A 19,984-nucleotide genomic window follows, 5' to 3' on the forward strand; every position below is an offset into this window, starting at 1 on the left:
TCAATTATGAAAATTTTGTTACCCACTTCAACTGCGGGCAGTTTGCCTAAGCCCTCCTGGCTTGCTCAACCAGAGACACTCTGGTCACCCTGGAAATTGCAAGGTGAGGAATTGATTGAGGGCAAACAAGATGCGCTGCGTTTGTGCCTGCAAGATCAACAACAGGCAGGTATTGATATTGTCAGTGATGGCGAGCAGACGCGCCAGCATTTTGTCACGACTTTTATTGAGCACCTCAGCGGAGTTGATTTTGAGAAACGCGAGATCGTTAAAATTCGTAATCGCTATGATGCAAGTGTACCCACGGTCGTTGGTGCGGTGAGTCGCCAAAAACCTGTTTTTGTTGAAGATGCCAAATTCCTTCGTCAGCAAACTAAGCAACCGATTAAATGGGCGCTACCAGGTCCAATGACGATGATAGATACGCTCTATGACAGCCACTATAAAAGTCGCGAAAAGCTAGCCTGGGAATTCGCCAAAATTCTCAATCAAGAAGCCAGAGAATTAGAGGCTGCTGGTGTCGATATTATCCAGTTTGATGAGCCCGCATTTAATGTTTTCTTTGATGAAGTGAATGACTGGGGAATTGCTGCGTTAGAAAGAGCGATCGAAGGTCTTAACTGTGAAACGGCTGTGCATATTTGCTACGGTTATGGCATCAAAGCCAATACAGATTGGAAAAAGACGCTGGGGTCAGAATGGCGGCAATATGAGGAAATTTTCCCCAAACTGCAAACATCTAATATCGATATAATTTCCCTGGAATGTCAAAACTCTCGAGTCCCAATGGATCTCATTGAGCTCATTCGAGGTAAAAAAGTCATGGTAGGAGCCATCGACGTGGCAACCAATACCATTGAAACCCCAGAGGAAGTCGCCAGTACGCTACGAAAAGCACTTCAGTTTGTTGATGCCGACAAGCTCTATCCTTCTACCAACTGCGGCATGACGCCCTTATCTCGTCGGGTAGCCAGAGGCAAGCTGAACGCTTTAAGCGCAGGCGCAGAAATTGTCCGCAGAGAACTCTCGGCTAAATAACATCGCCAAATAGCCGATTATTTGAAGGTAACTCAGTCCGGGTTGAGCGATCCGACCAATCGCCAACGTTCCTGCCCCACCAGCCGGACTGAGCCATAACGATCGCATTCAGCATCAGTGATTAGCTCAGATTCAAACTGAACAGGCGGGAAATGGCCATTCTGCCACTCTTCGTCACCTTCACTTCACGATATCCCTGCACGCGGGTTATCCATTCTTTCTGCAGAAAAAGCATCATCAAAGCCGAGCCGGCATCCCCTCCTAAATGGAAACGTCTTTCGCTCCAGTCGAGGCATGGACAGCAAGCCTTGCGGCGTGGGCGAGGGTTAAGCACTGCGCCAACGTTCTGAAACTGGGATTTTCCGGCTGTCGTCAACGCCGTGCCGTCAGCCTCAAGCCATTTTTCCTGCAGCATAAAATCGTAAATTTTTACAGCAAGTTCTCCTGCCAGATGGTCATAGCAGGTACGTGCATAACGCAGACATACCGGCGTCCGGGGCGTGGGAGAAGCGTGAGTATGCATGGAAACCCCCATCAGGTTCTCCAGTAATCCGGCAATGTGATGACCTGCAAGGCTGTAATAGCGGTGGCGCCCCTGAGTCAGGCAAATAACCAGCCCGTTGCTGAGAAGCCGGGTAAGATGTCCGCTGGTTGTGGATGCGGCAATGCCAGCTACCGCGCTGAGTTCAGTAGCGGTCCACGCACGCCCATCCATCAGGGCACACAGAATACTGATCCTTGACGGGTCAGATAGGGCAGAAGCAACCAGTGACATGGATTTTTCAAGAAAATCATCCGGCTGACTGTCGTATTCAGTTTTAAAAAGGCTCATTCAGAGGGTATTGCCCATTTTCGTGTTACTTCAGCTGCCCGGGTATCGTCATCCGTAAGAAGAATGAGTCGGTTACGGTGATCGCTGTACTGTACCAGAATGTTAATACCATTCCGGGCAATGGTGTCAGCTATTTCCCCCCAGCTCTCCCGGTCGCTCCTGAGGTAATTTTCTTATCAGGGGGCGGCACAGATTTCTGACGTCGAAGCCAGCATCAGCCAGAACCCTGCGGGCTTTCTCACCGTCTTCAACAAGGAAATGCGCGTGCCCGGTTTCCGGCGTTGAAAATACTCCCCCACCTTCAAGACCAACGTCGTTTATGCCCAACACATGACCAAGCGAGGCAAGCGAACCAGGGATATTACTGAGGATTACGTGAATATCATACATGCTGATGTGTTTCCTTATCAGAAGAGTAATCGCGGAATACAGTGGCCACGCGTATTCTGTAGAATGAAAAAATCGACCGTTTACCTTCTCTCTGTGCTGCCAGATGCATAACATTCTGCTTCCATCCAGCCACAGAGTCCTCATCTTCCCACCATGACAAAGAAAGGATTTTTCCTGGCGTACTCAGACTCTGGAATCGCTCAATGGAAATAAATCCCGGTGTATCCGACAACAATGGCTTCAGCTCAGCAGCAAGTTGAAGATACCGTTGCTGGGCCTCTGCCAGGGCCTCGGCCTCAAAAAGTACTGCAATCATTCGTCTGCTCCGTCGTTAATTTTCAGTCAGCTTATTACCGACAAAATTCTTATGCTTCGGTCTGCACCGAAGTATGTATGTTTCGTGCAAGTCAAAACGGTATCAGGCAGAGGAGTCTTATTGACAGACGCAAGGAGTAATCAAGGAAAGCAGTGAATTCACTAATAATTGATGCATCAACCTGCAAATTCGATACTCTGGCCTGTAATCTGCGTCCGGCGCATTTGAACTGCCCCAACGTATTTTGAGGCTACTGCCGACAGGACTTTGGGCGCTGGTGAACAACATTCAGGCACATGGGCGAAGGGAATAAAGTCCAGGTTCTGCTCCCTCTCGCACTCTTTCAAACTCTCGCCACGATCACATCCCCAGCAAAAAACACAACATTCCATTGACATCATCAACGTTAAGATCACAAATGATCGCATCAATATAAGGGACACTGTCCCATATTCAGGGACACATAATGAGCGCGCTTAATACGGCACTAAATTTGTTGAAAGCTTTTACGCCGGAAAAACCAAGCTGGGGTGTTCGCGAACTGAGCCAGTGGAGCGGCATATCTTCTTCAACGGTTCAGCGCGTATTGGCTACCTATTGCCACCAGGGCTTGATGCGGCAAAACGCCGTTACCCGGCACTATGAAATTGGTATTGGTTTTTGGCATTACGGTATGCTATTTCGCCAGCATTTACGGCTGGATACGCTGATTGCCGAAACGGTAAAAAACCTGGCCGAAAAAAGTGGAGAAACTGCTTATTGCAGTATGCCGGATGGCGAGGCCGCCATTTGCGTTCAGCTGACCGAAAGCCGTCAGGATATCGTGATCGCCATTCGACTCGGCGAACGCACTCCTTTACACCTTGGCTCACGCGGTAAAGCGATTCTCGCCTGGCTGCCGGATGAGCGCCGGCGGGCGATTATCGCCGAACGGGTAACCGACCCTGCCAGGCGTCTTGACCTGGAAGAGCAGTTCAGTCAGCTACGCCAGTGCGGCTGGATAGTAAGCCGCGGCGAACGCCTGCCTAACATCACCGGCATCAGCGTACCGCTATTAAAAGCGACCGGGGAAATATTTGCCTCGCTGACTATAGGCGGGCCTTCTTATCGCATGAGTGAGCAAAAAGTGGCCGACTGCCTTCCCTTGTTACAACACGCAAAAGCACAGCTGGAATTGACCCTGTCTCACCTGGAATAAATCGAATGGCATCGCAAGCGGATAACGCACTCACTTTACAAACGTTCGGCTCTTTTTATCTGGCTGGACAACCGAGAGTACAGACCTCGCTGCCCACCAGAGAGGTGGTGCTGGCACCCGGCGGCGTGCCGGTCACCATTAATCCCAACGGCACGCAATGGCTGGGGCAAATGTATGTGCAATATTTTTTTCCGGTGCAAAGCGTCGACGCTCCCCCGCTGAGTTTTTGGCATGGCGGCTCCATGACCGGCGCGATGTGGGAACAGACGCCTGATGGACGAGCGGGTTGGATGCAGTGGTTTTTACGACGTGGCTGGCGCGTCTATAACGCGGATGCGGTAGAACGTGGACGCTCAGGCTGGTCACCCGATGCGCCGCCGTTTGCTGAAGCGCCCATTTTACGTACCGCGGAAGATTGCTTTACCCAGTTCCGCATCGGTTCACCGGTCAGCCAGGTGACGCCGCAGGCGTTGTCACAAGCCGCTTATCCTGATTGCCAGTTCCCGCTCGAACACTTTGGCGATTTTATGTGCCAGGTCGTGCCGCGTTGGACCAAAACTGACCAGCTAATGCTGGAGGCATGGTGCGAGTTGCTTGAACGCACCGGGCCGGTAACCATTGTGGCTCACTCTCAGGGGGCTGTTTTTGCGTTACGCGCGGCGGCACGTTGCCCGAACAAAGTGGCGGCCATTGTGGCGATTGAGCCGGCACAGGCGGCAGAACTGCGCGATATTGCCGCGCTGAGCGCGATCCCCGTTTTAGTGATCTATGGCGATAACCTGGAACTCGATAAGCGCTGGCCGCAAATCCGTCAGCGTACCGACGTTTTTTTCCACCAGCTCCAGCAACAGGGAGGGGATGTCACCCTCGTCGATCTGCCTCAACACGGTATTAATGGCAACTCTCATCTTCTGATGATGGAACGTAACAGCGACGCCATTGCTCAGTTGATCAATGACTGGTTATTACAAAAATGCCAGCACAACCCGCAAAGAGTATCCCTATGATGACAACCCAGACCGCTGAACTCGAAAGCCATACCATCCGCAAAATCGCCTGGCGCTTAATGCCGCTGTTTACTGTCGGCTACTTTCTGGCCTCGCTGGATCGGGTTAACGTGGGCTTCGCCGCTTTGCAAATGAACGACGATGTCGGCTTATCCGCCGCGGCCTTTGGCCTGGGCGCCGGGCTATTTTTCGTCGCCTATTGCCTGTTTGCTGTACCCTGTAACATGCTGATGGTTAAGGTTGGCGCTACCCGCTGGCTTTCGACGGTGATGATCTCATGGGGGATTTTATCGACCTGCATGGCGATGGTTCAGGGGCCGCTCTCTTTCTATGCGCTGCGCTTTTTACTTGGGATCGCCGAAGCCGGATTTTTCCCTGGCGTAATTTACTACTTCACCCTCTGCTTTCCCAAAAAGTACCGTGGACGCATGGTGGCGATCCTGATGATGGCTCTGCCGATTTCCAGCGTTCTCGGCTCCCCGCTCTCCGCCGCGCTGCTCAATGCCGATGGCGTGATGGGCCTACGCGGCTGGCACTGGTTATTTATTATTGAAGGGCTTCCGGCGCTGTTGCTGGGCGTAGTGGCTATCACCCTCTTACCGGCACAGCCAGCAGAGGCTAAATGGTTAACCGTTGCTGAACGAGACTGGCTAAGCCAGGAGATCGCCCGCGAGCAGCAAACCACGTCGAGCCAGGCCATCGAAGGCAGCCTGCTGCGTCTGTTGTTCCATCCGCGCGTGTTGTTATTGACCCTGATTTATATGGGCGGCACGGCGGTTACCAATGGGTTGGCGCTGTGGCAGCCGCAGTTTATTAAGGCGTTTAATCTTACGACCATGGAGATTGGCTTGCTGAACGCGATTCCATTTGCCATCGCCAGTCTGGCAATGTACCTGTGGGGCAGGCATTCCGATAAACAGGGAGAACGCCGCCTGCATACCGCCCTGCCCCTGATCCTTGGCGCGCTGGGGCTGGCGGGCAGCATGTATGTCACGCACTTATGGCCAACATTATTCATCCTGTGCGTCGCCATCACCGCCGCATCGATGATTAAAGGCCCATTTTGGGCGATGGCCACCGAATTGCTCCCTGCCGGTACCGCTGCCGTGGCGATTGGGCAAATCAATGCGCTAAACAATCTGGGAGTGTTTATCGGTACCTGGCTCATCGGCGCAATACGGACCAGCACCGGGAGCTTTACTTACGCGCTGGCGCCATTGTTGCTGTTGACCATCTGCGCCTGCATTGGCGCTCTCTGTATCGGACGCGGAAAACAGCAGCCTCCTGCTTCGTCGTTAAAGGCCAGTGATTAGGTCAGGCGGAAGATTTTCGCAGCATGTTGAATTTTACCGCTACCGCACGGGCAAGGATGATTAAGGCCCGTTCGGTTACCTCATAATGCTGATGAAAACGTGGATGGCATCGTGCTGTGGTAATCAAGGGGGGAGCGGTTCAGGGCATCGACACGTTGGACTGCCTGCCCTCTATCAGACGTCAAAATCTTCAGGAAATTGCGCTTAGCCTTTCCTGCCGTTTGCGATAATCATCGGGTTCTTCCTGATGAGGAAGCTGAACTTTTAACCCCCCACCTATTTGTTTGGCAATATAACCGGCACTAAAGATTCTGTCCTGAAAAACAGGATCATTGCCATCGAACTCTTTAGCCGCATACATACCCATTGTCATTTTGTGGATACGGCTTTTGTCTTTTTCCTCACCGGTAATAATATTACGGAGGTAAATAAGTTGCTGAACGATGGAGTTATACATCGGTTCCAGCGTTTCACCGCCGATAACATTGTACTTGATGTGATGGTGACGCTTTTGAGCCAGGCGCAAAGCCCTGTTCACGTAATCTAAGGCCGTATCATTGTTCATTTTTTCGGTATCCATGCATCCTTGTCCGTACTAAACCACTATACACCTCCCCTTCGGCCAGGAAAGGCTCTTCAGGTACAGACCAGGTCTCAAGAGCCGGATTTGCCATGCTACGCAGCATCATTTGCTTTAAAGAAATACCCTAATCCAACCTGCGATCATGGCAGGGTACTTTTTCTAAGGCTGATATGAGAACAAATAGTTCCATAAAATGCCATTGCCAGACCTTGCTATGAATGCCAGACACAAAAACAAAAAAGCCCGCAGTGATGCGGGCTTAGAGGTACTTTACTGCTTTTACGTTCAGGCTGTTGCCAGACGCGGGATCACTCCCACTCGATTGTAGCCGGTGGCTTACCGGAAATATCGTAAACCACGCGGGAGATACCGTCGATTTCGTTGATGATGCGGTTTGAGACGCGGCCCAGGAACTCATAAGGCAGGTGCGCCCAGTGCGCGGTCATAAAGTCGATAGTCTCTACGGCACGCAGTGAAACCACCCAGTCATATTTACGGCCATCGCCCATTACGCCAACGGAACGCACCGGCAGGAACACGGTAAACGCCTGGCTCACCTTGTTGTACAGCTCGGCTTTGTGCAGTTCCTCAATGAAGATCGCATCCGCACGGCGCAGCAGATCGCAGTACTCTTTCTTCACTTCGCCCAGCACGCGAACGCCCAGACCTGGTCCAGGGAACGGGTGGCGGAACAGCATGTCGTGAGGCAGACCTAACTCGAGGCCAATCTTGCGCACTTCGTCCTTGAACAGCTCTTTCAACGGCTCAACCAGCCCCAACTTCATCTCTTTCGGCAGGCCGCCCACGTTGTGGTGAGATTTAATCACATGCGCTTTACCGGTGGCAGAAGCGGCAGACTCAATCACGTCAGGATAGATGGTGCCCTGCGCCAGCCACTTCACGTCCTGCAACGTTGTCGCCTGCTCGTCAAACACTTCCACGAAAACGCGACCAATAGTCTTACGCTTCGCTTCAGGCTCGTCGATGCCGGCCAGCGCGTCCAGGAAGCGAGCTTCGGCCGGAACGTGGATGATGTTCAGGCCAAAATGGTCGCCGAACATCTCCATTACCTGTGCGGCCTCATTCAGGCGCAACAGGCCGTTATCCACAAATACGCAGGTCAGACGGTCGCCAATCGCGCGATGCAACAGCATCGCGGTAACGGAAGAGTCCACGCCGCCGGACAGGCCAAGAATAACCTTGTCGTTGCCCACCTGCTCACGCAGACGCTCAACGGTGTCCTCGATGATTTTTGCCGGGGTCCACAGCGCTTCGCACTCGCAGATATCGCGCACGAAGCGCTCCAGCAGGCGCAGGCCCTGGCGAGTGTGGGTCACTTCCGGGTGGAACTGAACGCCGTACAGACGCTTCTCCTCGTTGGCGATAATCGCAAACGGGCAGGTCTCGGTGCTGGCAACGGTCACGAAGTCCGCCGGGATAGCGGAAACTTTGTCGCCGTGGCTCATCCAGACGTCCAGCAGCGGCTTGCCTTCCGCGCTCAGCGAGTCTTCGATATTACGGGTCAGCGCGCTCTGCACGCCAACTTCAACCTGCGCATAGCCGAACTCACGTTCGTTAGAGCCTTCAACCTTGCCACCCAGCTGCATGGCCATGGTCTGCATACCGTAGCACACGCCCAGCACGGGCACGCCTGCGTTAAAGACATACTCAGGGGCACGCGGGCTGGCGTGCTCGGTGGTGCTTTCCGGGCCACCGGACAGAATGATGCCGTTTGGGTTGAACCCGCGGATCTGCTCTTCGGTGACGTCCCACGCCCACAGTTCACAGTAGACGCCAAGCTCACGCACGCGGCGTGCAACCAGCTGCGTATACTGCGAGCCGAAATCAAGGATCAGAATGCGATGTTTATGAATATTTTCCGTCGTCATTGGGCTATTCCAGGGCGATATAACAAATTCAGGGATTAGGAGTAAAACGCCCGGCCGGAGCCGGGCGTGAGGTCCAGTATTATGAACCCATGCGGTAGTTCGGGGACTCTTTGGTAATGGTCACGTCGTGAACGTGACTTTCCGAAATACCGGCGCCGCTGATGCGGACAAATTCCGCTTTGGTGCGCAGGTCGTCGATAGTACCACAGCCGGTCAGGCCCATACAGGAGCGCAGGCCGCCCATTTGCTGATGAACGATCTCTTTCAGGCGGCCTTTGTAAGCCACGCGGCCTTCAATCCCTTCAGGAACCAGTTTGTCCGCCGCGTTGTCGGTCTGGAAGTAGCGGTCAGACGATCCTTTGGACATCGCGCCCAGTGAACCCATACCGCGATAGGATTTGAAAGAGCGTCCCTGGTACAGTTCGATTTCACCCGGAGATTCTTCGGTGCCGGCCAGCATCGACCCGACCATTACGGCAGAAGCGCCAGCGGCGATAGCCTTAGCGATATCGCCAGAGAAGCGGATGCCGCCGTCGGCGATAACAGGGATACCGGTGCCTTCCAGCGCGGCAACCGCGTCAGAAACAGCGGTGATCTGCGGTACGCCAACGCCGGTAACAATACGGGTGGTACAAATTGAGCCCGGGCCAATACCGACTTTCACCGCGCTCACGCCCGCTTCCACCAGCGCCAGAGCGCCCGCGCCGGTCGCGACGTTACCGCCAACGATTTGCAGGTCAGGATATTTTGCGCGGGTTTCGCGAATGCGTTGCAGAACGCCTTCAGAATGGCCGTGGGAGGAGTCAATCAGCAGCACGTCAACGCCTGCGGCAACCAGCGCATCTACGCGCTCTTCGTTACCGGCGCCAGCGCCTACCGCCGCGCCAACGCGCAGGCGACCATGCTCGTCTTTACAGGCGTTAGGCTTACGCTCTGCTTTCTGGAAATCTTTAACGGTTATCATGCCCAGCAGATGGAAACTTTCGTCCACCACCAGCGCTTTTTCTACGCGCTTTTCGTGCATTTTTTGCAGCACGACTTCGCGGGCCTCGCCCTCACGGACGGTCACCAGACGCTCTTTAGGCGTCATCACGGCGGAAACGGGCAGGCTCAAATCGGTCACGAAGCGCACGTCGCGGCCGGTAATGATGCCAACCAGCTCGTTGTCGCCGTTGACCACCGGGTAACCGGCAAAGCCGTTACGTTCGGTCAGCGCCTTCACGTCGCTCAGGGCGGTGGTTGGCAGCACGGTCTGGGGATCGGTGACTACGCCGCTTTCGTGTTTTTTCACCTTGCTAACTTCTTCCGCCTGGCGCTCGATCGACATATTTTTGTGGATAAAGCCGAGGCCGCCTTCCTGGGCCAGCGCGATAGCCAGACCGGCTTCGGTCACGGTATCCATGGCGGCGGAAAGCATAGGAATATTCAGGCGGATGGTTTTGGTAAGCTGGGTGCTGAGGTCAGCCGTGTTGGGTAAGACAGTCGAGTGAGCAGGAACGAGCAGAACGTCGTCAAATGTCAGGGCTTCTTTAGCGATTCTTAGCATGGCAATATCTCAACCTCAGGGTGAATGAGAACTTGTAAAATATTGCCGCGGCATTATACAGGCCGTAATCGATTGCCTCCAGCATTATTTAAGAAAAGTTCTTGATCCCCACGGTGAGGCCTGTAGTATCAGTTGATTAACCCTCTGATTTAAAGTTTGATCTTCATCACATGTCGCTACCGCCATCCGCCAATATTTTTACCGTCAGCCGTCTCAACAGCACAGTGCGCAAGCTGCTGGAGATGGAAATGGGCCAGGTCTGGCTGAGCGCTGAGATGTCGAACTTCTCTCAGCCCGCTTCCGGTCACTGGTATTTCACCCTGAAAGACGACGGGGCCCAGGTTCGCTGCGCAATGTTCCGCAACAGCAACCGGCGGGTGACTTTCCGCCCGCAAAACGGGCAGCAGATTTTAGTCAGAGCGACGATCACGCTGTACGAACCTCGCGGTGATTATCAGCTGATTGCCGAAAGTATCCTGCCAGCCGGTGAAGGCCTGCTCCAGCAGCAGTTTGAACTGCTGAAGCAGCAACTGATGAGCGAAGGGCTGTTTGACCAGAGCCATAAGCAGCCCCTGCCGGACCCGGCGCGTCAGGTGGGTGTCATTACCTCCGCAACCGGCGCGGCGCTGCACGACGTGCTCAGAGTGCTTCACCGCCGCGACCCTTCCCTGCCGGTGGTCATCTACCCCACGCCGGTTCAGGGCGTCGATGCACCGGCCAGTATCGTCCGCGCGATTGAGCTGGCGAACGTCCGGGGAGAGTGCGACGTGCTGATTGTGGGCAGAGGCGGCGGCTCGCTGGAGGATCTGTGGAGCTTCAACGACGAGCGCGTCGCGCGCGCTATTTACGCCAGCAGCATTCCCATCGTCAGCGCCGTGGGTCACGAGACGGACGTGACCATCGCCGATTTTGTCGCCGACCTGCGCGCGCCAACGCCTTCTGCGGCGGCGGAGCTGGTCAGCAGGAATCAGGTTGAGCTGCTGCGCCAGCTCCAGTCTCAGCAGACCAGGCTGGAAATGGCGATGGATTACTTCCTCGCGCAAAAAAACCGTAGCTATACCCGTTTGCAGCATCGCCTGGAGCAGCAGCACCCGCAGCTGCGACTCGCCCGCCAGCAGACCTCGTTAATGCGTCTGCAGCGTCGTCTGGACGACGCAATGCAGTTAACATTACGCCAGGCTTCCCATCAGCAGGAACGCGCCGGGCAGCGTCTGAACGCGTTTCAGCCGCAGGGGCGAATCCATCGTGCGCAGCAGCATTTACAGCAGTGGCAGTATCGCCTGCAGCAGGCGATGCAGCTCCAGCTCAACGGCGGCAAACACCGGTTCTCAACGCTTACCGCGCAGCTTGAAGGCGTCAGCCCGCTGGCGACGCTGGCGCGCGGTTTCAGCGTCACCACCGCGGCAGACGGCAAAGTAGTGAAAAAAACCCGCCAGCTGCATCAGGGCGACAGGCTGAAAACGCGGCTGGACGACGGTTGGGTCGAGAGTGAAGTAACCGCTATCACCCCAAATCCAAAACCACGCAAGCCTAAAGACCCGACCTGCTGATCCCTCCGCCGTCTGTGACGCGGACGGCGTAACGTGGCGCCCTCTCCCCCACAATATCTGCCCGTGGCGACTATACTTCTTTGATACTCACCGGTCGATTAGGGAGCAAGGTATGCACTATGGCGTCATTCCCCCCTACATGTTGCGCAAAATTATCGATAACGGCTCCGGGCAGCAGCAAAACTGCGCGCGAAACACGCTGACCCATGTTCAGACGCTGATGGCGGAAAGCTGGGTCAAACCGGAAGGCGCCAAGGCCGCGCCTCCGGAAGAGGTCCAGCGGGAAATTTACGATGCGGAGCAAACGCAGACGCTTCCCGGCACGCTGATGCGCAGCGAAGGCCAGCCTGCGGGGCAGGATATTGCCTCGAACGAGGCTTATGATTATCTCGGCGTGACCTGGGATTTTTTCTGGCAGGCTTACCAGCGCAACTCTCTTGATAACCATGGCCTGACGCTGAAGGGCTCGGTGCATTACGGCAAGAACTACCAGAATGCCTTCTGGAACGGTCAGCAAATGGTGTTCGGCGATGGCGACGGCGAAATTTTTAATCGCTTTACCATCGCGCTGGACGTGGTGGGCCATGAGTTGGCGCACGGCGTTACGGAAACCGAAGCCGGTTTGATTTATTTTGAGCAGGCTGGCGCGCTGAACGAATCGCTGTCCGACGTGTTCGGCTCGCTGGTAAAACAGTTTCAGCTTAAGCAAACCGCCGATCGGGCCGACTGGATTATTGGCGAGGGCCTGCTGGCGAAAGGCATTAACGGCAAGGGCCTGCGGTCGATGTCGGAGCCGGGCACGGCCTATGACGATCCGCTGCTGGGTAAAGATCCTCAGCCCGCCGACATGCAGGGCTATATCCAGACCCGCGATGACAACGGCGGCGTTCATCTTAACTCGGGCATTGCAAACCGGGCATTCTGTCTGGCGGCAAAAGCGCTGGGTGGCTACGCGTGGGAGCAGGCTGGCTACGCCTGGTACGACACCGTCTGCGACAAAACGCTGCCGCAGAATGCCGATTTTAAAACGTTTGCCGGGTTTACCATCCAGCACGGTCAGAAACGCTTTAACAAAGCGGTTGGTCAGGCGATTGAGGATGGCTGGAAACAGGTCGGCGTGCTGTGATGAACACGTTACCGGAATTGAGCAACGATGCGGTGATCGACGTGGCGCGTGAAGGAGGTTTTGCCTGGATACCGAAGCTTTCCGGCCCAAGGCGAATTACGCTGGCCCAGCTCAGCGATCCTCAACGTAAACACGTCTGCGAGGTACTGCGTCAGGCGATGCCGCTGGGCGAACCGCCGGGAGAACAAAGCCGCGCCGGATATGGCGATCGGCGTTATTTTCGTATCGAAATCAGCTACGCCACCGCACAGCAGGTTGGCAATATCGTACTGCTGGTTCCCGAGGATCAGGCCCCTCCGGCGCTGGTTCAACTCTGGCAGGAGGGGCAGTAGCCACTTTCGCCAGGCCGTAAAAAAGCCCCTTCATTACTGAAGGGGCTGAGTTTTTTCAGACGTTCAGCAAAGAGGCCGTCGGCTTACTTATCCAGTGAGAAAGCAATCACGTAGTCACCACGATCTGGAGACTGACGCGCGCCGCCCGCTGAGATCAGGATGTACTGCTTGCCGTTCTCCGGGGAGACGTAGCTGATTGGGCCACCCTGGCTGCCCACCGGCAGACGTGCTTTCCACACTTCTTTACCGGTTGCGGTATCGAAGGCGCGCAGGTAGTAGTCCTGCGTTCCGGCAATGAACACCAGTCCGCCCTGAGTGGCGAGCGTGCCGCCCAGCGTTGGCATCCCAACCGGCATTTGCGCATGCATTTTAATACCGAACGGACCGGTATCCTGCACGGTGCCAACTGGCACCTGCCAGACAATTTTCTGCGTGTTCAGGTCAATCGCCGACAGCGTACCGAAAGGCGGCTTCTGGCAAGGAATGCCCAGCGGCGACATAAAGCGGTTTTTATTCACCGCATACGGCGTGCCTTTCATTGGCACCAGACCCATACCGGTATTTACCGCTTCACCACCGCTGTTTACCGCACCGTCTTTGGCCGGTGCCGCCGCAACCATCTGCTGCCAGAGGCCAAGGCGCATATCATTGACGAAGAGGTAGTTGTGGTTTGGATCGGTCGAAATACTCCCCCAGTTCATCCCGCCCAGAGAGCCAGGGAAGCTGAGCGACTTGTCAGTGCCCGGCGGGGTGTAAAGCCCGTTATAACGCATTGACTTAAAGCTGATGCGGCAGGCCAGCTGATCGAACGGCGTAGCGCCCCACATATCAGACTCATGTAGCGTTTCATTGCCAATCTGCGGCATCCCCACCGAACGCGGTTGCGTTTTGGAATACTGCTCGTTCGGGATGTTCGAAGTTGGAACCGGCTGCTCTTCCACTTTAGTCAGCGGCTTGCCGGTCTCACGATCCAGCACGTAAATCTGACCCGACTTGGTGCCAATCACTACCGCTGGCTTCTTGCTGCCATCCTTCATCGGGAAGTCAATCAGGCTTGGCTGCATTGGCAGATCGAAGTCCCACAGATCGTTATGCACGGTCTGGTAGACCCACTTCTCTTTACCCGTGGTGGCATCAACAGCCAGTACGGATGCGCCGTATTTGTGATCCAGTTTGGTACGGTTAACGCCCCACAGATCGACAGATGAACTGCCCATTGGGATGAAGACCGTATTCATGTTGGCATCGTAGGACATTGGCGCCCAGGAGTTAGGCGTACTGCGCGTGAAGCTCTCACCCGGCATCAGGATCGCATTCGGATCGTCTTTGCCAGGGTCGAATGCCCAGCGCATTTTACCGGTGATCACGTCAAAGCCGCGCATTACGCCGCCAGGCATATCGGTGCTGACGTTATCGGCTACGCGCCCGCCCACCACGACGGTGCTTCCCGCCAGCGTAGGGGCTGAAGTCAGGACATAGCTCGGATCTTTTGCCTCGCCCATGCCTTCGCGCAGGTCAACGCTGCCGTTTTTACCAAAATCGGCACAGAACTTGCCGTTATCCGCATCCAGTGCAATCAGGCGATCGTCGATGGTGTTCATCAGAATACGACGCTGGCAGGCCGCGCCGGCTGGCAGATCGATGGCCGCAGGAGGATTGGAACCCGGAACGCCAGGCTGCGTCAGCGGTTGGGTAGCGTCGAAATAAGCCAGGCCACGGCAGCGCATCCAGACGGAGGATTTCGCATTGATATCCGCTTTCCAGATCTGCTTGCCGGTGTCAGCCGCGACGGCAATCACGTTGTTGTGCGGCGTACAGAGGAAAACGGTGTTGCCTACCTGTAGCGGAGTTTGTTGATCTTCCGCGCCGTTACCGTCCGGGCTGAGCGGAGTGTCACCGGTGTGGAAGGTCCAGGCCACTTTCAGATCCTTCACGTTATCGCGGGTGATCTGATCGAGTGCCACAAAGCGGCTGCCTCCCGGCGTATTGCCGTAATTTTCCCAGTTTTTCTGCTGCTGATCTTTAGCCACCGGCACCAGCGGCAGCTCCTGACCATTATCCACGCCAGGATGCGGCACGAACATCTGGACCAGCGTGGCAACCAGGCCAATGACCAGTACCACCGCAATCGCCCCGGCGGGTTTAGCTGCGGAGGGCTTGCCTTCACGCTTGCGCAGCGCAGGCAGGGTAACGATTGCCAGCAGCAGCAGTCCGGCCAGCGTCATCAGGCGAGATACCAGCGGCCAGAAGTCGATACCGGCGTCCTGCAAAGCCCAGATAACCGAGCCAATAAACACCAGCGCAAAAATAATTACCGCTGAGGATTTAAGACGGAAGAATTGAATAGCAGAAACAACGGTAAATATGCCGGCAATAACGAAATACCAGCTGCCGCCCAGTGAAACCAGTTTCCCACCACCAATCACAAAGAAAAGGCCGGTCGCCAGTAACACCAGCCCCAGCACAATGCACCACAAGCTCAGCCATTTTGACGGCCGGGCACTCATTTGAGACATGGTAAAAATACTCCTGAACAAAATAGGGCTTTAGCACAATCTTCATTCTGATTCTGTACCAGTAACGCGAAGGTTGGCAGGTAACGGAGGGAAATGAACATTATTCTTCAGTCGCTAAATTCATTAACAATTTGTTACGGGCGATTCCCGTCCTCTGTAAGCCAAAACCTTAGCTGCCGCACCTGTGCGGCGATCGGGGCGATCGGCTGACGGCAAAAATTGTACCACATGGTTCGTAAAGCAATAAACACAAACTTAACAAACATCACACTTTTCAGCGTTTTTTTAGCCGACGCGAGCCACCGATAAAAACGGCTGTGAACAGTTTCGCGTGCCAATTATTTATTATAATTAACGCCGGAAGGTCGTCGGGACGACGTTATTTGTGGAATCAGGTACGGAGGGATTTGTTATCGGTTCAGCGGCCGGGAGAAGAATAAATTGAAATAACAGTGAGTAGCCGTGGGCAACTGTTTTTTAGCACGACAGGAATTAAACGGATAGCGAAAGTGGTCCGATCCGCCTTATTCATTAAGAGTGTGCCAGTGGGGAAAATTCAACGCGTTTTTTGGAAATCAACCCGTGACCATGCTGGCAAAAGTAGTCAACGGCACCGCAGGCTTTAAGAACCTGTAGCGGCTGTTTGCAGTCGGGGCAGATAGCCTGTCTGGCAACGCTCGGTTCACAGTGGGGGCAATAGAGGTTCGCCTCGTCGGCGATGAGCTCCTGCTGGCATTGCGGGCAACGTTGGCGCATTTCATTCTCCTTATTTCACTGAGCCAGTATAAAACAAAGGGGGCCATCAGGCCCCCTTGTCGATCAACGTTTGTTTTTCTTTAAGTGACTCATCAAACGCTGGCGCTTACGCTGCTGATTCGGCGTCAACAGGTTACGCTTGCCTTCATAAGGGTTGTCGCCTTCCTTGAACTGAATGCGGATAGGCGTACCCATCACCTCCAGCGAGCGGCGGAAGTAGTTCATCAGGTAGCGCTTGTAGGAGTCCGCCAGATCTTTCACCTGATTACCGTGGATCACCACAATCGGCGGGTTATAGCCACCGGCATGCGCATATTTTAGCTTCACGCGGCGGCCCCGCACCAGCGGTGGCTGATGATCATCGGCGGCCATATTCATGATGCGCGTCAGCATTGAGGTGCTCACGCGACGGGTGGAGCAGTCATAGGCTTCGGTGACCGATTCAAACAGGTTGCCGACGCCGCTACCGTGCAGGGCGGAAATGAAGTGGATGCGGGCGAAGTCAATAAAGCCCAGACGGAAGTCCAGCGTCTCTTTCACTTCATCGCGCACTTCCTGCGACAGACCGTCCCACTTGTTCACCACGATAACCAGCGAACGCCCGCTGTTGAGGATAAAGCCCAGCAGCGACAGATCCTGATCGGAGATCCCCTCGCGGGCATCAATCACCAGCATCACTACGTTAGCGTCTTCAATGGCCTGTAGCGTTTTGATCACCGAGAATTTTTCAACGGTTTCGGTGACTTTGCCACGCTTACGCACGCCAGCGGTATCAATCAGGATGTATTCGCGGCCGTCGCGCTCCATCGGGATATAGATACTGTCACGGGTCGTTCCGGGGGCGTCGAACACCACCACGCGATCTTCACCAAGAATACGGTTAGTCAGCGTTGATTTACCGACGTTGGGACGGCCCACAATCGCCAGCTTAATCGGCAGGTCCAGCGGGTTGAAGTCGTCTTCAGCTTCCGCCGCTTCAGCCTCGCTCTTCTCTTCCGCTTCCAGCTCGGCCCAATAGGCCGCATTAGCCTGCTCCTCGGTCAGCGGCTCCGCCTCAACCACTTCGTCCATCCACGGCAGCAGCACGGTTTCCAGCAGGCTGGAGACGCCGCGCCCGTGGGAAGCGGCGATAGCATGGATGTCGCCCAATCCTAAGGAGTAAAAATCGACCACGGCGGAATCAGGGTCCAGACCGTCGGTTTTATTGGCCACCAGGAAGGTAGGTTTCTCACGCGAGCGTAAGTGCTGGGCAATGGCCTTATCGGCTGGCATCAGACCGGCGCGGGCATCGACCATAAACAGCACCACGTCAGCTTCTTCAATCGCCAGCAGGGACTGTGCGGCCATGCGCGTTTCCACGCCCTCTTCGTTGCCATCGATACCGCCGGTATCGATACAGATAAACTCCTGCCCTTCGACCTCAGCACGACCGTATTTGCGATCGCGCGTAAGCCCAGGAAAATCCGCCACCAGCGCATCTCGCGTGCGCGTTAAACGGTTAAACAGGGTGGATTTTCCCACATTGGGACGCCCGACCAGCGCGACCACAGGTACCATATTGAAGCCTCATGACAAAAATTAAACGCCTGGCATACGCATGTATGACCAACAAAAGAGTGCTGATACGCACGCAGGCTGAAGGCGTAAGAATACCACGCCCAGAGAAAAACGAAACGGCTCCTGAAGGATCAGGAGCCGTTGCAGAGCAGAACGGGCCGGTGGAAGTTAGCGGGTAAACGCGTAAACTTCGCCGCCTTTTGCCTGAATTAACAGCTTGTCGCTGGCAACCACTGGCTCGGTCTGGAAGCCTGAACTGTCCACTTCCTGCTGAGCGACAAAGCGGCCGTCGTCGGTGTTAAGCCAGTGCAGATAGCCTTCGCTATCACCGACAACCAGATAGCCGTTGTACAGCACTGGCGAAGTCAGATTACGGTGCAGCAGATCGCTCTGACGCCAGACCGTCACGCCGCCTTCGGTATTCAGCGCCACCAGGCGGTCATCCTGATCGACCAGGTAGATACGGCCGCCGTCGACAATCATATCGTGAACCGAGCCGATTTCACGCTTCCACAGGATCTGACCAGAACGCAGGTCCATCGCCGTCAGGTTACCATTGTAGGCCAGCGCGTATACTACACCGTTAACCACAACGGGCGTGGTATCGACGTCGGACAGGCGATCGATTTCCGTTGCGCCACTAGGCTGGGAAATACGCTGCTGCCAGATAATCTGGCCCTGGTTCATCATTACCGCGCTGACGCGACCGTTATCGCCGCCCACAATAGCCGCGCCGAAGGCGGCGGTAGGGGCGGATTCACCGCGCAGAGAGAGCGCAGGAACGTCGAGGTTTACCGACCATTTTACCGTACCGTTGGTTTGATCCAGCCCCTGAAGCATACCGTTGCTGGTGTGAACCAGCACCAGGCCATCGCTGACTACCGGGCGGGAGAGCACTTCACCGGCGGCTTTAGTCTGCCAGGCAATGGTGCCATCACTGGTATTCAGCGCGTAAACCTGGGCGCGCTCGCTGCCCAGATAGACGTGCCCACCGTCGACGGTTACGCCGCCAGAGAGCAGCGCCGGACGGTTGCTGGAGAAGAAGCCGGTTCTTTCCGACAGATCCACCTTCCACTGCTCTTTGCCATCGCCAGCATTCAGCGCTTTCACGATGCCGTGGCGGTCGGCCGCATAAACGGTACTGTCTGCCCAGCCGGGGTGCAGGTTGGAGTAGTAATCGCCCACCCCATCGCCTACTGAAGTGCTCCAGACTTTTTCCGGGGTAAACTGATTTTCGACTTTTGGCAGCGGCGACATTTTAACCACGTCTTCTTCACCGCTGAACCAGGAACATCCGCTGAGTAAAGTGACTGAAATCAGTCCCGGCAGAAGTATCTTACGCAATTCCATGAAATCCCTCTTGAGCCTGTGGAGGCAATTTTATACCGCGGATAAACTTAGCCGGGTAAATTATTCATTTTCATCTGCAGCATCTCTTTCAGCGCCGGAGACGCATCAGAGGCAATGCCTTTACTCCAGGCATCGCGGGCGCCTTTCGCATCACCCTTGCTGAGCAGGGTCTCGCCACGGACATCCGCTACGATCGCCGTCCAGCCGTCGCCTTTAACCTGATCGAGGGTCTTCAGGGCGTCATCCGGCTTTTTCTGCTGCAGCTGAACGCGCGCCAGGCGTACGTTCAGCACCGCCTGCAGGTTAGCGTCGCTGGTGTCTTTCAGGCCATTTTGTAACTGGCTGGCCGCTTTATCCAGTTGGTTGGTATCGGCATAACGTTTAGCCAGATCCAATGAAGCCAGCGCACCGTAGGTGTTGCTGTTTTCGCTGGCAAATTTGGCCGCCGCATCCAACGTCTCAGGCTTGCTGGCATCCAGCGCGCTGGACACCTGCTGATAGGCAGACGACGCCTCACGGCTGCTGCCGTCTTCGTGGTTGCTCCAGAAACGCCAGCCGGCCAGCGCGCCAATGCCGATGATCACGCCAATCGCCAGCGCTTTGCCGTTCTGGGCAAAAAAGCCGCGTAACGCATTTAACTGTTCATTTTCGTTGCTATAGATTTCCACGCAAAACTTCTCCTTTA

At 55.2% G+C, this 19,984-nt stretch carries 16 protein-coding genes and 2 pseudogenes; 7 read left to right on the forward strand and 11 right to left on the reverse strand.

Going from position 1 to position 19,984, the window contains the following annotated elements:
- The first annotated feature begins 6 nt into the window (after positions 1 to 6).
- Complete coding sequence (locus NG99_RS13905) at positions 7 to 1,038, forward strand: methionine synthase (RefSeq protein WP_034893863.1); 1,032 nt, start codon at positions 7 to 9, stop codon at positions 1,036 to 1,038.
- Positions 1,039 to 1,159: 121 nt separating this feature from the next.
- On the opposite strand, the gene NG99_RS13910 is transcribed toward NG99_RS13905, so the two are convergent.
- The 3 genes and pseudogenes from NG99_RS13910 to NG99_RS13920 all read right to left on the reverse strand — a co-directional run bounded on the left by NG99_RS13910 (position 1,160) and on the right by NG99_RS13920 (position 2,576).
- Positions 1,160 to 1,870: an ArsR/SmtB family transcription factor gene (locus NG99_RS13910; protein WP_034893866.1), complete on the reverse strand. Its 711-nt coding sequence runs from the start codon at positions 1,868 to 1,870 to the stop codon at positions 1,160 to 1,162.
- Positions 1,867 to 2,260 (reverse strand): annotated as a pseudogene (locus NG99_RS13915) (amino acid-binding protein). The gene NG99_RS13910 and the pseudogene NG99_RS13915 overlap by 4 nt, the downstream one beginning before the upstream one ends.
- The gene (locus NG99_RS13920; protein WP_034893870.1) at positions 2,253 to 2,576 is read right to left on the reverse strand and encodes an antibiotic biosynthesis monooxygenase family protein; all 324 of its coding nucleotides are present in this window, start codon (positions 2,574 to 2,576) and stop codon (positions 2,253 to 2,255) included. The pseudogene NG99_RS13915 and the gene NG99_RS13920 overlap by 8 nt, the downstream one beginning before the upstream one ends.
- Positions 2,577 to 3,042: 466 nt before the next feature.
- Here NG99_RS13920 and NG99_RS13925 point away from each other — a divergent pair, with 466 nt between their 5' ends.
- From NG99_RS13925 to NG99_RS13935, 3 genes are read left to right on the forward strand one after another with little or no spacing between them, the layout of a single operon-like run.
- Positions 3,043 to 3,774, forward strand: a complete 732-nt coding sequence (locus NG99_RS13925) for an IclR family transcriptional regulator (RefSeq protein ID WP_034893873.1) — start codon at positions 3,043 to 3,045, stop codon at positions 3,772 to 3,774.
- Positions 3,775 to 3,779: 5 nt separating this feature from the next.
- Complete coding sequence (locus NG99_RS13930) at positions 3,780 to 4,781, forward strand: alpha/beta hydrolase family protein (protein WP_034893875.1); 1,002 nt, start codon at positions 3,780 to 3,782, stop codon at positions 4,779 to 4,781.
- Positions 4,778 to 6,094 (forward strand): MFS transporter, encoded by a 1,317-nt coding sequence (locus NG99_RS13935; protein ID WP_084110526.1) that lies wholly within the window; start codon positions 4,778 to 4,780, stop codon positions 6,092 to 6,094. The genes NG99_RS13930 and NG99_RS13935 overlap by 4 nt, the downstream gene beginning before the upstream one ends.
- A 174-nt stretch (positions 6,095 to 6,268) precedes the next feature.
- Here NG99_RS13935 and NG99_RS13940 read toward each other — a convergent pair.
- From NG99_RS13940 to guaB, 3 genes and pseudogenes are all read right to left on the reverse strand, one after another.
- Positions 6,269 to 6,659, reverse strand: a pseudogene (locus NG99_RS13940) (immunity protein Tsi6 family protein).
- A gap of 326 nt (positions 6,660 to 6,985) precedes the next feature.
- A complete protein-coding gene (guaA, locus tag NG99_RS13945) occupies positions 6,986 to 8,566 on the reverse strand; it encodes a glutamine-hydrolyzing GMP synthase (protein WP_034893878.1) in 1,581 nt (526 codons plus the stop codon).
- 79 nt (positions 8,567 to 8,645) lie between these two features.
- Positions 8,646 to 10,112, reverse strand: a complete 1,467-nt coding sequence (gene guaB, locus NG99_RS13950) for an IMP dehydrogenase (protein ID WP_034893882.1) — start codon at positions 10,110 to 10,112, stop codon at positions 8,646 to 8,648.
- Positions 10,113 to 10,282: 170 nt separating this feature from the next.
- Between guaB and xseA the strand changes: the two genes are divergently transcribed.
- The 3 genes from xseA to NG99_RS13965 all read left to right on the forward strand — a co-directional run bounded on the left by xseA (position 10,283) and on the right by NG99_RS13965 (position 13,120).
- Positions 10,283 to 11,662 carry an exodeoxyribonuclease VII large subunit gene (xseA, locus tag NG99_RS13955; protein ID WP_034893884.1) on the forward strand — a complete coding sequence of 460 codons (1,380 nt, stop codon included), beginning with the start codon at positions 10,283 to 10,285 and terminating at the stop codon, positions 11,660 to 11,662.
- 112 nt (positions 11,663 to 11,774) lie between these two features.
- The gene (locus NG99_RS13960; protein ID WP_034893887.1) at positions 11,775 to 12,788 is read left to right on the forward strand and encodes a M4 family metallopeptidase; all 1,014 of its coding nucleotides are present in this window, start codon (positions 11,775 to 11,777) and stop codon (positions 12,786 to 12,788) included.
- The gene (locus tag NG99_RS13965) at positions 12,788 to 13,120 is read left to right on the forward strand and encodes a protealysin inhibitor emfourin (RefSeq protein ID WP_034893889.1); all 333 of its coding nucleotides are present in this window, start codon (positions 12,788 to 12,790) and stop codon (positions 13,118 to 13,120) included. The genes NG99_RS13960 and NG99_RS13965 overlap by 1 nt, the downstream gene beginning before the upstream one ends.
- A gap of 83 nt (positions 13,121 to 13,203) precedes the next feature.
- Here the strand turns inward: NG99_RS13965 and NG99_RS13970 are convergent, their stop codons facing one another.
- From NG99_RS13970 to NG99_RS13990, 5 genes are all read right to left on the reverse strand, one after another.
- Positions 13,204 to 15,636, reverse strand: a complete 2,433-nt coding sequence (locus NG99_RS13970) for a glucose/quinate/shikimate family membrane-bound PQQ-dependent dehydrogenase (RefSeq protein WP_034893892.1) — start codon at positions 15,634 to 15,636, stop codon at positions 13,204 to 13,206.
- A 531-nt stretch (positions 15,637 to 16,167) separates the two neighbouring features.
- Positions 16,168 to 16,392, reverse strand: a complete 225-nt coding sequence (locus NG99_RS13975) for a zinc ribbon domain-containing protein (protein ID WP_034893896.1) — start codon at positions 16,390 to 16,392, stop codon at positions 16,168 to 16,170.
- 63 nt (positions 16,393 to 16,455) lie between these two features.
- Positions 16,456 to 17,949, reverse strand: coding sequence for a ribosome biogenesis GTPase Der (der, locus tag NG99_RS13980; RefSeq protein ID WP_034893899.1), 1,494 nt, complete (start codon positions 17,947 to 17,949; stop codon positions 16,456 to 16,458).
- A 168-nt stretch (positions 17,950 to 18,117) separates the two neighbouring features.
- Positions 18,118 to 19,299, reverse strand: a complete 1,182-nt coding sequence (gene bamB, locus NG99_RS13985) for an outer membrane protein assembly factor BamB (protein ID WP_034893902.1) — start codon at positions 19,297 to 19,299, stop codon at positions 18,118 to 18,120.
- Positions 19,300 to 19,346: 47 nt separating this feature from the next.
- Positions 19,347 to 19,967 (reverse strand): YfgM family protein, encoded by a 621-nt coding sequence (locus NG99_RS13990; RefSeq protein WP_034893905.1) that lies wholly within the window; start codon positions 19,965 to 19,967, stop codon positions 19,347 to 19,349.
- Positions 19,968 to 19,984: the final 17 nt, after the last annotated feature.

It is taken from the genome of Erwinia typographi (assembly GCF_000773975.1).
GTDB classification, from domain to species: Bacteria; Pseudomonadota; Gammaproteobacteria; order Enterobacterales; family Enterobacteriaceae; genus Erwinia; species Erwinia typographi.